Genomic DNA, 14,415 nt, shown 5'->3' on the forward strand with positions numbered 1-14,415 from the left:
TTTATAAAAAAATCCGCTAAAAGCGGATTTTTTTATTTTCCTATCAATCCCAGCTCAACGCACCGCCAGTCTGGTACTCGATCACACGGGTCTCGAAGAAGTTCTTCTCTTTCTTCAAGTCCATGATCTCGCTCATCCACGGGAACGGGTTAGTCGTGCCTGGATACTCTTCCTTCAAGCCAATCTGCGACAGGCGACGGTTAGCGATGAACTTCAGATAGTCCTCCATCATCGCCGCGTTCATGCCCAACACGCCGCGCGGCATGGTGTCACGCGCGTATTCGATTTCCAGCTGAGTCCCTTGCAGGATCATCTGGGTCGCTTCTTCCTTCATCTCGGCATCCCACAAGTGTGGGTTTTCGATTTTGATCTGGTTGATCACATCGATACCGAAGTTCAGGTGCATCGACTCGTCACGCAGGATGTACTGGAACTGCTCGGCGACGCCGGTCATTTTGTTGCGACGGCCCATCGACAGGATCTGGGTGAAGCCGCAGTAGAAGAAGATGCCTTCCAGGACGCAGTAGTAGGCGACCAGGTTGCGCAGCAGCTCTTTGTCGGTCTCGACGGTGCCGGTTTCGAACTTCGGATCGGAGATCGAACGGGTGTATTTCAGGCCCCAGGCGGCTTTTTTCGCGACCGATGGGATCTCGTGGTACATGTTGAAGATTTCGCCTTCATCCATGGCCAGCGATTCGATGCAGTACTGATAGGCGTGGGTGTGGATCGCTTCCTCGAAGGCCTGGCGCAGGATGTACTGGCGGCACTCCGGGTTGGTGATCAGGCGGTACACGGCCAGGACCAGGTTGTTGGCAACCAGCGAGTCGGCGGTGGAGAAGAAGCCGAGGTTGCGCATGACGATGCGACGTTCGTCGTCGGTCAGGCCTTCGGGGTTTTTCCACAGGGCGATGTCGGCGGTCATGTTGACCTCTTGCGGCATCCAGTGGTTGGCGCAGCCGTCGAGGTACTTCTGCCAGGCCCAGTCGTACTTGAAGGGCACGAGTTGGTTGAGGTCGGCGCGGCAGTTGATCATGCGCTTTTCGTCAACGGCGACGCGGGCGGCGGAGCCTTCCAGCTCGGCGAGGCCTTCGGCGACGTCGAGTTTGTCGAGGGCGGCCTTGGCGCGCACGATGGCGGCGGAGTCACTGGCGGTGACGGCGCGCGCTTCGATGGCGGCAGCGGCGCCGGCACCGTCGAGGCGGTCCATGTTGGCTTCGGTGGCGTGGCCGGCGTTGGCGCCTTTAGCGGCTACTTCGCCTTCTTCTTCTTTGTCGAATTCGTCCCAGCTCAGCATGACGTGTCGTCTCCTGCGTGAGGGCGCAAAGGGGCCCGTGTGAAACCGGATGGTTGGGTGTTCACACGGCCCTGAGGCCGCGGTGGATCTTAAGGAATCGTTTGTTGCAGCTAGCGCACGCATTAAACGGAATAGGCTAACGGGTGCTCTGCGTGAGGCTTGAGGGGCGGAGCGACAGGTACATGCTCCAGCGCAGGCTCAAGGTCTGGCTCTTCATCCCGGTGTAAAGGGATATTGCAGGCCCGATTTACCCGCGCATTATAGGGAAAAATTCGGCTTTGTGTTGCGGCGGATGGCCTCAGCGGTCGGCCAAAATGCGTGGGGTTACGGCCAGAGTGTTGGTTTGTAAGGGTTTGCTGCTTGAGGATTTTTTTAGCGGCGAGTGGTGGTGTCCAATCGTCGGGAAATCGCCTTGTGGCTTGTATGCGGCTGTTGTGGCGAGCGGGCTTGCCCCGGGTTGGGCAGCGAAGCGGCCCCAGTCAAGGCGCTGAGGTTTTCCTGAGAGAACTCAGCGCCTGATTTTGGGGCCGCTTCGCTGCCCGACGCGGCAAGCCCGCTCGCCACAGGGGAGTGTGGCGGCCTTGACGGTTGTTTAGATCGCGGATTACTGGGCCGCCGCTTTAATGCTGGCAAACATCTGCTTACCCGCCTTGGCCGGGTCCGCATCTTTATTGCTCATGAAGTTGCTCACCACATCAAACACCGCGCCCTGCACGGCTTGGGACGTTGACATGTTGAACGCCATGCTCGGCGCCAGCGTGCCGGCCTTTTCCGCCTCGGCGAAATCCTTGGCGGAAGCTTGGGCGCAGCTGTCGAATGGGCTCATGTCGAGGCCCTTGATGACCGGGATCGAGCCTTTGTTCTGGTTGAACACAGTTTGGAATTGCGGCTCCAGGGCGATCTTGGCCAGGTCGTCGCGGGCGGCGTTGTTACCGGGCGTGTCGTTTTTGCTCGACAGCTTGAACATCGCCAGTGAGTCGATGGTGTAGCTATAGATGCCTTGAGTGCCGGGGAAGGGCGCGCATTCATAGTCGACTCCGGCCTTTTTGCCGACGGCGCTCCATTCGCTCTTGGCCCAGTCGCCCATGAGTTGCATGCCAGCCTGGCCGTTGATGACCTTGGCGGTTTCCATGTTCCAGTCCTGGCCGGCGCCGTTGGGGTCCATGTAGGTCTTCAGTTTGCGCAGGGCGACGAACACTTCGGTCATTTTCGGACCGGTGAAGGTGGCTTCGTCGTTGTCGATAAAGGCCTTTTTGAAGCCATCGGCGCCGAGGATGCTCAGTACCAGGCCTTCGAATACGGTGGTGTCCTGCCATGGCTGGCCGCCGTGGGCGATCGCGATAAAACCGGCGGCCTTGAGCTTGTCGCCGGCGGCGTAGAGTTCTTCCAGAGTGGTCGGGGCATGGGCGACCCCGGCTTTGCGCAGCACGTCGGGGTTGGTCCAGAGCCAGTTGATGCGGTGGATATTCAGCGGCACGGCAACGTAGTGGCCGTCGAATTTCATCAGCTCGGCAATGCTCGGCGGCAGCAGGGTGTCCCAGTGGTTGGCCTGGGCGACGTTGTCGATGCTGGTCAGCAGGCCCAGCTTGCCCCATTCCTGGATGTCCGGCCCTTTGATTTGCGCGGCGGAGGGTGGGTTGCCGGACACTGCGCGAGTCTTGAGCACGGTCATGGCCGCCGCGCCACCGCCACCGGCGACGGCGCTGTTTTGCCAGGTGAAGCCGTCTTTTTCGATCAGTTGCTTGAGCACGTCGGCTGATTTGGCTTCGCCGCCCGACGTCCAGTAGTGGACGACTTCGACACTGCCTTTACTCTCAGCCGCCTGGGCGGTGAGCGTACAGAGGCTGGCGAAAGAGACTGCAAGGGCAAGGCGATTGACGAGGTTCATAGGGGATACCTTTTTTTGTTGTTATGGACAGCGGTGTTTATTCCAATCCCAGGCCTTTGCGGCCCAGGCTGTTGAGTTGTCGAGGGGTGAAGCGGTCTTGCCACTGTTGCTCGTAGTCTTCCCGGGGGAAGTCGTCCGGCGAGACACCTTGCTCGAATGCCCTGAACACGTCCTTGGCGTAACGCAGATTTTTCGGACACATGGGCGCGGCGGGGACGTACATCACATTGCCCCAGCCCTGCTGGTTTTCCACCGGGGCGACGCTGTGGATTACGTCGCAGTGCCACCACACCGAGTCGCCGGCGTGCACGTCCGGAATGGGTGTCATGCCCTGTACCAGCAACGGGTGCCATTTCTCTGAGATGGGCAGCACTTTGCCGGGCGCCACGCCGCACAATTCATCCTCGGGCACGTCATCCAGCAGCGGGCGCAGCAGCATATAAGCCATGGCCTTGGGGATCGGCAGCGTATGCAGCACACCCTGGTCGGCACGCATATCGCACAGTGCCGTCCAGCCCTGGAAGGTGCGGAAGGCCGAGCATTTCACCGTGTCCTTGTAGGCATATTCGTCGACCTCGGTGCGATGCGCGGCATCCCATGGGTCGTACGCCGGGAAGTCATTGCGGTAGATCTTGTCGAAGACCTTCAGGTAGGCCGGATGCAGCCAGCGTTCCAGCGCCCCGGAGTCGGTATGCGGGCCAAGGCCTTTGGATGTGGTGCCCGGTGGGCGCCGGCGGACGCGGTCCGGGTACAGCGCGTTGATGTCCGGGTCGAACCATTGCTGGCCTTGGGAATGGGTGGTCCACAACCGGTTGAGGAAGGATTGCGCAGCGCCCATGCGCGGGTGCTGACGCACTTGCATCTGGGCGTCTGACCAGTAGATCGGAAATATCTCCGGGCGGGAGGCGTCGAGGTTGCCGAAAAAGCTGTCAGCCGGGCCGCGATACACCGTGTCGAAATGGTTGTTGTCGAGGTAGTCCAGCAGGCTCTTGTCCCACCCCAGCACTTGCTCACGCGCGAAGTGATTGCGGATCACCAGGCAGCCCCTGCGCTTGATCAGGGCGCGTTGCGCGTCCGTCACCTGGCCGTTGGCGATCGTGTCGAAATCCAGTTCCGGCCAAGCCGAACCGCTCAGCGCCTGCTGGGCTTTGATCGAGGCGATTTCATCGGCAATGAACGCGCTGACCTCAGCAAACAAAGCGTTCACATCGCCGATCTGCGCGCGCAGGGTTTTCTTCATGTTGACGATGTTGCGCCGGTAGTCGTCCGGCAGCTCGGCACTTTCGAAGGCGTGATAATTACTCATGGGGTGACCTGTATTGTTGTTATGCATACAGGTATGGAATCACCGGGGCTGCCTGGGCAGCAGTCCGGTTAGACGCGTTGAGCAGTACGATTGTGGCGTTTGTTGCATCGAGAATGGAAGAATCGGCTTGGTTACTGGAAGTGATGCCCGTGCTGCGCGCGAAATTGCGAAGGCGTGAGGCCTTTTAGCGCTTTGAACTGGCGATTGAACAACGCCTGGGAGACATAGCCGACCTGCTCGGCGATGGCACTGACCGCCAGGTTGCCCTGCATCAGCAGTGCACAGGCATGTCCGATGCGCAGGCGCACGATGTAGTCCAACGCCGTGCAGCGTGTGTGTTTGCGAAACATGCGATGGAGGGCCGACACGCTGACGCATGCCATCTGCGCCAATTGCGGAATGCCCACGGGCTGGGCGTAGTGGGCATGCAGATAATCCAGCACGCGACGTATGCGCGGGTCTTCGATTACCTGAGGCGCGGCGTTTTCCACCGCAATACGCTGCGCGGCGACGTCTCGCGACAACAGGTTGAGCACGGTCAGCAAAGAGATCAGCCGCTGCGATGCATCCTGCTCGACCATGGCTTCGATCACTGGGCGCAGGACCCTTGAGGTGCTGTCACTGAAACTCAGCGCCTGCTGGGCTGCGGCCAGCAACGCGCGGGTCGGGGCCATTTCGGGAAACAGGCGCACCAGCGATTCCGCCCAGGCTTCGGAAAACCAGATGACCAGGGCGACGTGTGGTTGGGTCGGGTCAATGCGTTCGGCGGACGACCAGCTGTGTGGCACGTTCGGACCCACCAGAACCAGATCGCCGTCGTCGTAGAGCGCCACATCGTTGCTGATATAGCGATGCCCGCGGCTATTGAGGGTGAGGGTCAGTTCGTATTCGGGATGGTGATGCCACTCAAACGGGATCGCCTCCGGCAGCCTGCGGTTCAGCAGGGTCCAGGAGGTATTGGCCTCGGTGGGGATCTTCTCGAAACTGGCTCGCATGAATGCATCCTGCCGTACAGGGAAGGCGGCGACGCCACAATCGTAGCATTCGATTCAAGCGAGGGGAGGGGGCCTCGCCGCAAGAACGATTTCTTGCGGCAAATAAGATCACGCGCAGATAACACTAACTAAGTTGTTATCCGTTCGAACAGCCATTGCCCATTACATGGTAGTTAAGAATATGACGCTGACCTTGTGAGTCTTCATATTCCATCTTGACCGGCACAACTTCGCAAACTTCCGGGATTGTGCTCATGGACAATACTTTGGCCACATCCAGCTTGGTGCTATAGGTGTAGTCTTCGACAATCGGGGCGTTCTGGCCGGCCAGCTCGGTCGGGGCCTCATCGGCCAGGGCGGCGGTGGCGCACAAGCTGCTGAGGGCCATAACTACGAGAGCTTTCATTACTGTATTTACCTTCTTTAGGTCGAATGGGGTCACGGGGCCCTTGTGAGGCCACGTGTGTAACTTAAGAGTTGGGAAGTTCGGATTAACGTTGCCTTCGTGGGGGCTGTTACGGTGTTAATCACAGTGCCGTGTTGGCGGAGTTGATTTTAGGCCTGCGCGTTATATTCATATACCCGTACTTTTGATAAACACTATTGGCGGTTTTTGTAACAATCGTGTGGTAAAGGTTTTTTCATACAGCTGCAAAGCCCCGCAGGCCACGGGCCAGAGCGGCAAACGGGGATAGCAGGGCAATTTGTAGGGGCTTGTTACTACCATCGTCGAATGGTTCTATGGGGCAGCCCCGGCTACAACAGGGGCCATACAACAACAACTATGTCACCGAGGTAAGAAAGATGAGTGCGGCTTCCCTGTACCCCGTTCGCCCCGAAGTAGCAGCCAACACGCTGACCGACGAGGCGACCTACAAGGCCATGTACCAGCAGTCGGTGGTCAACCCCGATGGCTTCTGGCGCGAGCAAGCCAAGCGCCTCGACTGGATCAAGCCTTTCACCACGGTGAAGCAGACCTCGTTCGACGATCATCATGTCGACATCAAGTGGTTCGCCGATGGCACCCTGAACGTTTCCTACAACTGCCTGGACCGTCACCTCGCCGAGCGCGGTGACCAGGCGGCGATCATCTGGGAGGGCGATGACCCTGCCGAGAGCCGCACCATCACCTACCGCGAGCTGCATGAACAAGTCTGCAAGTTCGCCAACGCCCTGCGTGGCCAGGACGTACACCGCGGCGACGTGGTGACTATCTATATGCCGATGATCCCCGAAGCCGTGGTCGCCATGCTGGCGTGTACCCGCATCGGCGCGATTCACTCGGTGGTGTTTGGCGGTTTTTCCCCGGAAGCCCTGGCCGGTCGCATCATCGACTGTAAGTCGAAGGTAGTGATCACTGCCGACGAAGGCATCCGCGCCGGTAAGAAAATTCCGTTGAAGGCCAACGTCGACGACGCCCTGACCAACCCGGAAACCAGCAGCATCCAGAAAGTCATTGTGTGCAAGCGCACCAATGGCAACATCAAGTGGAACCAGCATCGCGACATCTGGTACGAAGACCTGATGAAAGTGGCGGGCACCGTGTGTGCGCCAAAAGAGATGGGCGCCGAAGAAGCGCTGTTTATCCTCTACACCTCCGGTTCCACCGGCAAGCCCAAGGGCGTGCAGCACACCACCGGCGGCTACCTGTTGTACGCGGCCCTGACCCATGAGCGCGTGTTCGACTACCGCCCGGGTGAAATCTACTGGTGCACCGCCGACGTCGGCTGGGTCACCGGCCACACCTATATCGTCTATGGCCCGCTGGCCAACGGCGCCACCACCTTGCTGTTCGAAGGCGTGCCGAACTACCCGGACATCACGCGGGTGGCGAAGATCGTCGACAAGCACAAGGTCAATATCCTCTACACCGCACCGACCGCGATCCGCGCGATGATGGCCTCGGGCACCGCCGCCTGCGAAGGTGCCGATGGCAGCAGCCTGCGCCTGCTCGGTTCGGTGGGCGAGCCGATCAACCCGGAAGCCTGGGATTGGTACTACAAGAACGTCGGCCAATCGCGTTGCCCGATTGTCGACACCTGGTGGCAGACCGAAACCGGCGGCAACATGATGAGCCCGCTGCCGGGTGCCCATGCGCTCAAGCCGGGTTCGGCGGCACGCCCGTTCTTTGGCGTGGTGCCGGCGCTGGTGGATAACCTCGGCAACCTGATCGAGGGGGCTGCCGAAGGCAACCTGGTGATCCTCGATTCGTGGCCGGGCCAGGCGCGCACGCTGTATGGCGACCATGACCGTTTCGTCGACACCTACTTCAAGACCTTCCGGGGCATGTACTTCACCGGTGACGGTGCGCGTCGTGACGAGGACGGCTACTACTGGATCACCGGCCGCGTGGACGACGTGTTGAACGTGTCCGGCCACCGCATGGGCACCGCCGAGATTGAAAGCGCCATGGTCGCCCACCCGAAAGTCGCCGAAGCGGCGGTGGTCGGTGTGCCGCATGACATCAAGGGCCAGGGCATCTATGTCTACGTGACACTGAAGAACGGCGAGGAGCCGAACGAAGCGCTGCGCCTGGAACTGAAAAACTGGGTGCGCAAGGAGATCGGGCCGATCGCCTCGCCGGACGTGATCCAGTGGGCGCCAGGCTTGCCGAAGACACGCTCGGGCAAGATCATGCGGCGTATTCTGCGCAAGATTGCCACGGCTGAGTATGACGGGCTGGGCGATATCTCCACCCTGGCGGACCCGGGTGTGGTGGCGCATTTGATTGAGACGCACAAGACCATGAACGTCGCGTAAGGCGGGGTAGGTGGGACAGGGCCCCATTTGGCGTGAGCTGGATGGGGCTTTTTTGTTGACTGGCTATTACTGGCGAAACCGGATCACTGTGGGAGCTGGCTTGCCTGCGATGAGGGTGTGTCATGACAGGCCGCTATCGCAGGCAAGCCAGCTCCCACATTTGGAATGTATTTCATGCCGGGAGTGCTGATCGTTCCCACGCTCCGCGTGGGAATGCCGCCCTGGACGCTCCGCGTCTGCTCTTGAGGCGTGACGCAGAGCGTCACAGGGTGTATTCCCACGCAGAGCGTGGGAACGATCTATGCGCAGGCCAATAAATATCGACTTCGTGCGTAGGACGTTTCTGAATGTTACCGAGAGCCCTAAATGTGTAACCCATCGCCCAAACCTGAGGCAAAGTGCTACAACATTGCCCCGAAAAAGCGCGTTTTAGACACCCCGAGAAATAAGATTAAACGCCAGACTTGCCGTGCTAGAAGGGTTTGCGAATAATAGGCCCGCAATTTGCAGCATCAACAGGTTTAATATCTTTTGTCTCTGCATAAAATTCAGAGGCTGTCAATGTGCTGGAACGGCTTTCTCGGTGCTTCTGTAAATTGTTGTCGCATTGAGGAAATATCGGCTTCCGGCCTGTCGTTAGAATGCCGATCACTCGCTCGTCGTCGCAGGTCGTCACCTGCGTAGGACGCAGCACCGCAATTCGGTTTCCCTTAAGTCGCATCGTGGGCCATGGCTCATACTGCTGTTTTGCCCTATACCGATGGAGTCCCAAGATGAAGAAACTCGTGCTGTTGGGCGCCCTGGCGCTGTCCGTGCTGTCCATGCAGGCTTTCGCTGAAGGCAAGCCACTGAAGATTGGCATCGAAGCGGCTTACCCTCCGTTTGCCTCCAAAGCTCCCGATGGCAGCATCGTCGGTTTTGACTACGACATCGGCAACGCCCTGTGCAAGCAGATGGACGTCAAGTGCACGTGGGTCGAGCAGGAATTCGATGGCCTGATCCCTGCGCTCAAAGTGCGCAAGATCGACGCGATCCTGTCGTCGATGTCCATCACTGAAGACCGCAAGAAGTCCGTGGACTTCACCAACCGTTACTACCTGAGCCCAGCGCAGCTGGTGATGAAGGAAGGCACCAAGGTCAGCGACAGCCTGGATGAATTGAAAGGCAAGAAAATCGGCGTGCAGCGCGGTTCGATCCACGATCGCTTCGCCAAGGAAGTCCTGGCCCCTAAAGGCGCCACGGTTGTGCCTTACAGCTCGCAGAACGAAATCTACCTGGACGTGGAAGCCGGTCGCCTCGATGGCACCGTGGCTGACGCTACCCTGCTGCAGGACGGTTTCCTGAAGACTCCAGCCGGTAAAGGCTACGCGTTCGTCGGCCCACAGTTCACCGACGCCAAATACTTCGGCGACGGCATCGGCATTGCCGTCCGTAAAGGCGACAAGGAAAACCTGGACCGCATCAACGCTGCCATTGCCGCGATCCGTGCCAACGGCGAGTACAAGAAAATCCAGGACAAGTACTTCGACTTCGATATTTACGGCGCTGACCCTAAGTAACTCGTCGCAGCTGTCTGTCCAGAATGGCGCAAGCAACAGAATTCCTGAGGTTTGCGCCATTTTTTCATCCCCCTTTTCGAGGACCTGAATCATGTTGAAAGGCTACGGGGCCGTCATCCTCGATGGCGCATGGTTGACGCTTCAGCTCGCCTTGTCGTCCATGGCCTTGGCCATTGTTCTGGGTCTGATCGGGGTCGCGTTACGCCTGTCGCCGGTGCGCTGGTTGGCCTGGCTGGGTGACTTGTACTCCACGGTGATCCGCGGGATCCCCGACCTGGTGCTGATCCTGCTGATTTTCTACGGCGGCCAGGACCTGCTGAACCGCGTCGCGCCGATGCTCGGCTATGACGACTATATCGACTTGAACCCCTTGGCCGCCGGTATTGGCACCCTGGGTTTCATCTTTGGCGCCTATCTCTCGGAGACATTCCGGGGCGCCTTCATGGCCATTCCCAAGGGCCAGGCCGAAGCCGGCCTTGCGTATGGCATGAGCAGTTTCCAAGTGTTCTTCCGGGTGATGGTGCCGCAGATGATTCGGCTGGCGATCCCCGGGTTCACCAACAACTGGCTGGTACTGACCAAGGCCACCGCGCTGATTTCGGTGGTGGGCCTGCAAGACATGATGTTCAAGGCCAAGCAGGCGGCAGATGCCACCCGCGAGCCTTTTACCTTCTTCCTCGCAGTGGCGGCGATGTACCTGGTGATCACCAGCGTATCGTTGCTGGCCTTGCGTTATCTTGAGAAGCGCTACTCGGTAGGCGTAAGGGCGGCTGATCTATGATCTTCGACTACAACGTCATCTGGGATGCCATGCCGCTGTACCTCGGCGGCTTGGTGACCACCTTGAAACTGCTGGCCTTTTCGCTGTTCTTCGGCCTGCTTGCCGCCTTGCCCCTGGGCTTGATGCGCGTGTCCAAGCAGCCGATCGTCAATGGCGCAGCCTGGCTCTACACCTACGTGATCCGTGGCACGCCGATGCTGGTGCAGCTGTTCCTGATCTACTACGGCCTGGCCCAGTTCGATGCGGTGCGCGAGAGCTTCCTGTGGCCGCTGCTGTCCAGCGCCACGTTCTGTGCGTGCCTGGCCTTTGCGATCAACACCAGTGCCTACACCGCTGAAATCATTGCCGGCAGCCTCAAGGCTACCCCCAATGGCGAGATCGAAGCGGCCAAGGCCATGGGCATGTCGCGCTACAAGCTGTATCGCCGCATCCTGCTGCCGTCGGCCCTGCGCCGCGCGCTGCCGCAGTACAGCAACGAAGTGATCATGATGCTGCAGACCACCAGCCTGGCGTCCATTGTCACGCTGATCGACATCACCGGTGCCGCACGCACAGTGAACGCCCAGTTCTACCTGCCGTTTGAAGCCTATATCACCGCCGGCGCGTTCTACCTGTGCCTGACCTTCATCCTGGTGCGCCTGTTCAAGTTGGCCGAGCGCCGCTGGCTGAGCTACCTGGCTCCACGGAAGCACTGATATGGAACGTATTGATCACCGGCTGCCCTGGGGTCACCTGGGGTGCGAGCGGCAGTTGAGCGTGTTCCGATTCGGCAAAGGCGAGCGCAAGGCCTATATCCAGGCCAGCCTGCACGCCGACGAATTGCCCGGCATGCGCGCCGCCTGGGAGCTGAAGAAACGCCTCGCCGAGCTGGAACAGCAAGGCGCGCTCAATGGTGTGATCGAGCTGGTGCCGGTGGCCAACCCGATGGGCCTGGGCCAACTGCTGCAAGGCAGTCACCAGGGGCGATTCGAAATCGGCAGCGGCAAGAACTTCAACCGCGATTTCGTCGAGTTGAGCGCGCCGGTGGCCGAGTTGCTCCAGGGCAAGTTGGGTGATGATCCTCACGCCAACGTGCGCATGATCCGCCAGGCCATGACCGATACGCTGAACGCACTGCCGGCGCCGAGCAGCCAGTTGCAAGGCATGCAGCGCCTGTTGCTGAGCCATGCCTGCACTGCCGACATCGTCCTCGACCTGCATTGCGATGCCGAGGCCGCGTTGCATATGTACGCGCTGCCCCAGCACTGGCCGCAGTGGCGCTCATTGTCGGCGCACTTGAATGTGAAAGTCGGCCTGCTGGCGGAAGACTCCGGCGGCAGCTCGTTCGATGAAGCCTGTTCATTGCCATGGTTGCGCTTGTCCCAGGCGTTCCCCGAGGCCCAGGTGCCGCTGGCATGCCTGGCGACCACCCTGGAGCTGGGCGGCCAGGCCGACACCGGCCGCGACGAGGCGATCTTCCATGCCGAAGGTATCCTCGCGTTTCTGGCCGAGCAGGGCCTGATCAAGGGCGAATGGCCGGCGCCGCAGTACGAGCCGTGTGAAGGCCTGCCTTTTGAAGGCACCGAATTGCTCTTCGCGCCCCACGCCGGGGTGATCAGTTACCTGCGTAAGGCCGGTGACTGGGTCGAGAAGGGCGAACCGATTTTTGAAGTGATTGACCCTCTGGAAGACCGCGTGAGCACGCTTTGCGCGGGCACCTCGGGGGTGCTGTTTGCCGTTGAACGGCTACGTTATGCCCAAGCGGGTTTCTGGCTGGCCAAGGTGGCGGGGCGCGAAGCGCTGCGTCACGGGCGCTTGCTCAACGACTGACCACCTGTTTTTGTGAGAACCGACCGCATGTACAAACTTGAAGTCCAAGACCTGCATAAACGCTATGGCAGTCATGAAGTGCTCAAAGGTGTGTCCCTGGCCGCCGCGGCCGGTGATGTGATCAGCATCATCGGCTCCAGTGGTTCGGGCAAAAGCACCTTCTTGCGCTGCATCAACCTGCTCGAGCAACCCCACGCCGGCAAGATTCTGCTCAACAACGAAGAGCTGAAACTGGTGGCCAACAAGGACGGCGCCATGAAGGCCGCCGACCCTAAACAGCTGCAGCGCATGCGCTCGCGCCTGTCGATGGTGTTCCAGCATTTCAACCTGTGGTCGCACATGACCGCGATTGAAAACGTAATGGAAGCGCCGGTGCATGTGCTGGGCGTGTCGAAGAAAGAAGCGCGTGAAAAGGCCGAGCACTACCTGGCCAAGGTCGGCGTGGGCCATCGCAAGGATGCGTTCCCCGGCCATATGTCCGGTGGCGAGCAGCAGCGCGTGGCGATTGCCCGGGCCCTGGCGATGGAGCCTGAGGTGATGCTGTTCGACGAGCCGACCTCGGCGCTGGACCCGGAGCTGGTCGGCGAAGTGCTCAAGGTCATGCAGGACCTGGCGCAGGAAGGCCGCACCATGGTGGTGGTAACCCACGAAATGGGCTTTGCCCGTGAAGTGTCGAACCAGTTGGTGTTCTTGCACAAAGGCATTGTCGAAGAACGCGGCAACCCGCGCGAAGTGCTGGTGAACCCGCAGTCCGAGCGTTTGCAGCAGTTCCTCTCCGGTAGCTTGAAATAGTCAAGACTGCTTTTGTGCACCGGTTTAGTGCATGCTTCGCAGTCTTAAGTGAGTCCCCATCTAGTGTGGGAGCGGGCTTGCTCGCGAAAGCGGTGGGTCAGTGAGTAGATGTGTATCTGACCCACCGCATTCGCGAGCAAGCCCGCTCCCACATTTAGATCTTCACCCGCTTTTGAGATTTGTGTTGGTTTCCGGGCTAGCATTGGCCCTTGTCTTCATTACTGTTACTCGCTTCGGATAGCCCTCCATGACCGCCCATCGAATTGGTTTCCTGATTTGGCCCAGCACGAAAGCACTGACGCTTGCGCTGGCTGAGGAGGCCTTGCGCGTTGCTCAGCGGGTGCATCCGGATGTGGTGTATGAGCTGTCGTTCCTGCTCGCCGAGCCTGCGACCGATGGCGCCTGGCAGCTGCCGGGCGAGCCGTGGGCGGGCAAGCTCGAAGGCTTCCAGAAGCTGTTCCTGCTGGCGGACGAGCCGCCGACCGTGATCGCCTCCCAACTGAGCACCGCGCTCAAGCAACTGGTGCGCGCCGGGTGTGTGATCGGTGGCCTGTCGGCGGGCGTTTACCCGTTGGCCCAGCTCGGCTTGCTCGACGGCTACCGCGCCGCCGTGCACTGGCGCTGGCAGGACGATTTTGCCGAGCGCTTCCCCAAGGTCATCGCTACCAGCCACCTGTTCGACTGGGACCGTGATCGCCTGACCGCCTGCGGTGGGATGTCGGTGCTCGACCTGCTGCTGGCGGTACTGGCCCGTGACCACGGCGCCGAACTGGCCGGTGCAGTCTCCGAGGAACTGGTGGTGGAGCGCATCCGCGAAGGCGGCGAGCGCCAGCGTATTCCGCTGCAGAACCGCCTGGGTTCCAGCCATCCGAAGCTGACCCAGGCGGTGTTGCTGATGGAGGCCAACATCGAAGAGCCGTTGACCACCGACGAAATCGCCCAGCACGTGTGCGTGTCGCGACGACAGCTCGAAAGGATCTTCAAGCAATACCTCAACCGCGTTCCCAGCCAGTACTACCTGGAGCTGCGCCTGAACAAGGCGCGCCAGATGCTCATGCAAACCAGCAAGTCGATCATCCAGATCGGCCTGTCCTGCGGCTTCTCCTCGGGGCCGCACTTCTCCAGCGCCTACCGCAACTTCTTTGGTGCCACCCCGCGCGAAGACCGCAACCAGCGGCGCAGCAGCAGCCCGTTCGAGCTGTCGTCGGTACCGTCCGAACGCGGCTGAGGG

12 protein-coding genes are annotated in these 14,415 nt (G+C 60.1%); 7 read left to right on the forward strand and 5 right to left on the reverse strand.

The window, feature by feature from the left end:
* Window positions 1–43 precede the first annotated feature (43 nt).
* The 5 genes from AC07OJ_RS15160 to AC07OJ_RS15180 form a co-directional block, all read right to left on the reverse strand.
* Window positions 44–1,294, reverse strand: coding sequence for a ribonucleotide-diphosphate reductase subunit beta (locus AC07OJ_RS15160; protein ID WP_032879817.1), 1,251 nt, complete (start codon window positions 1,292–1,294; stop codon window positions 44–46).
* A 604-nt stretch (window positions 1,295–1,898) separates the two neighbouring features.
* Entirely contained in the window at window positions 1,899–3,182 is a 1,284-nt protein-coding gene (locus tag AC07OJ_RS15165) for an ABC transporter substrate-binding protein (protein ID WP_065909193.1), read from the reverse strand.
* Between the two features lie 37 nt (window positions 3,183–3,219).
* Complete coding sequence (locus tag AC07OJ_RS15170; protein WP_495094746.1) at window positions 3,220–4,488, reverse strand: DUF1479 domain-containing protein; 1,269 nt, start codon at window positions 4,486–4,488, stop codon at window positions 3,220–3,222.
* A gap of 131 nt (window positions 4,489–4,619) precedes the next feature.
* Window positions 4,620–5,483, reverse strand: a complete 864-nt coding sequence (locus AC07OJ_RS15175; RefSeq protein WP_065909199.1) for a helix-turn-helix domain-containing protein — start codon at window positions 5,481–5,483, stop codon at window positions 4,620–4,622.
* A gap of 136 nt (window positions 5,484–5,619) precedes the next feature.
* Window positions 5,620–5,889, reverse strand: coding sequence for a DUF2790 domain-containing protein (locus AC07OJ_RS15180; RefSeq protein WP_027607759.1), 270 nt, complete (start codon window positions 5,887–5,889; stop codon window positions 5,620–5,622).
* A gap of 398 nt (window positions 5,890–6,287) precedes the next feature.
* Between AC07OJ_RS15180 and acs the strand changes: the two genes are divergently transcribed.
* The 7 genes from acs (at window position 6,288) to argR (ending at window position 14,412) form a co-directional block, all read left to right on the forward strand.
* Complete coding sequence (gene acs, locus AC07OJ_RS15185; RefSeq protein ID WP_120449584.1) at window positions 6,288–8,243, forward strand: acetate--CoA ligase; 1,956 nt, start codon at window positions 6,288–6,290, stop codon at window positions 8,241–8,243.
* A 773-nt stretch (window positions 8,244–9,016) separates the two neighbouring features.
* On the forward strand, window positions 9,017–9,802 hold the full coding sequence (locus AC07OJ_RS15190; RefSeq protein ID WP_065909201.1) for an ABC transporter substrate-binding protein: 786 nt from the start codon (window positions 9,017–9,019) through the stop codon (window positions 9,800–9,802).
* A 91-nt stretch (window positions 9,803–9,893) separates the two neighbouring features.
* Entirely contained in the window at window positions 9,894–10,583 is a 690-nt protein-coding gene (locus AC07OJ_RS15195) for an ABC transporter permease (protein ID WP_032886746.1), read from the forward strand.
* Window positions 10,580–11,278: an ABC transporter permease gene (locus tag AC07OJ_RS15200; protein ID WP_065909203.1), complete on the forward strand. Its 699-nt coding sequence runs from the start codon at window positions 10,580–10,582 to the stop codon at window positions 11,276–11,278. The genes AC07OJ_RS15195 and AC07OJ_RS15200 overlap by 4 nt, the downstream gene beginning before the upstream one ends.
* Before the next feature lies 1 nt (window position 11,279).
* Complete coding sequence (locus AC07OJ_RS15205) at window positions 11,280–12,392, forward strand: succinylglutamate desuccinylase/aspartoacylase family protein (RefSeq protein WP_120449580.1); 1,113 nt, start codon at window positions 11,280–11,282, stop codon at window positions 12,390–12,392.
* 27 nt (window positions 12,393–12,419) lie between these two features.
* Window positions 12,420–13,184, forward strand: a complete 765-nt coding sequence (locus tag AC07OJ_RS15210; RefSeq protein ID WP_010208310.1) for an ABC transporter ATP-binding protein — start codon at window positions 12,420–12,422, stop codon at window positions 13,182–13,184.
* A gap of 247 nt (window positions 13,185–13,431) precedes the next feature.
* On the forward strand, window positions 13,432–14,412 hold the full coding sequence (gene argR / locus AC07OJ_RS15215; RefSeq protein WP_065909207.1) for a transcriptional regulator ArgR: 981 nt from the start codon (window positions 13,432–13,434) through the stop codon (window positions 14,410–14,412).
* Window positions 14,413–14,415 lie beyond the last annotated feature (3 nt).

The sequence above is a fragment of the Pseudomonas sp. GW821-FHT09C08 genome, assembly GCF_059418125.1.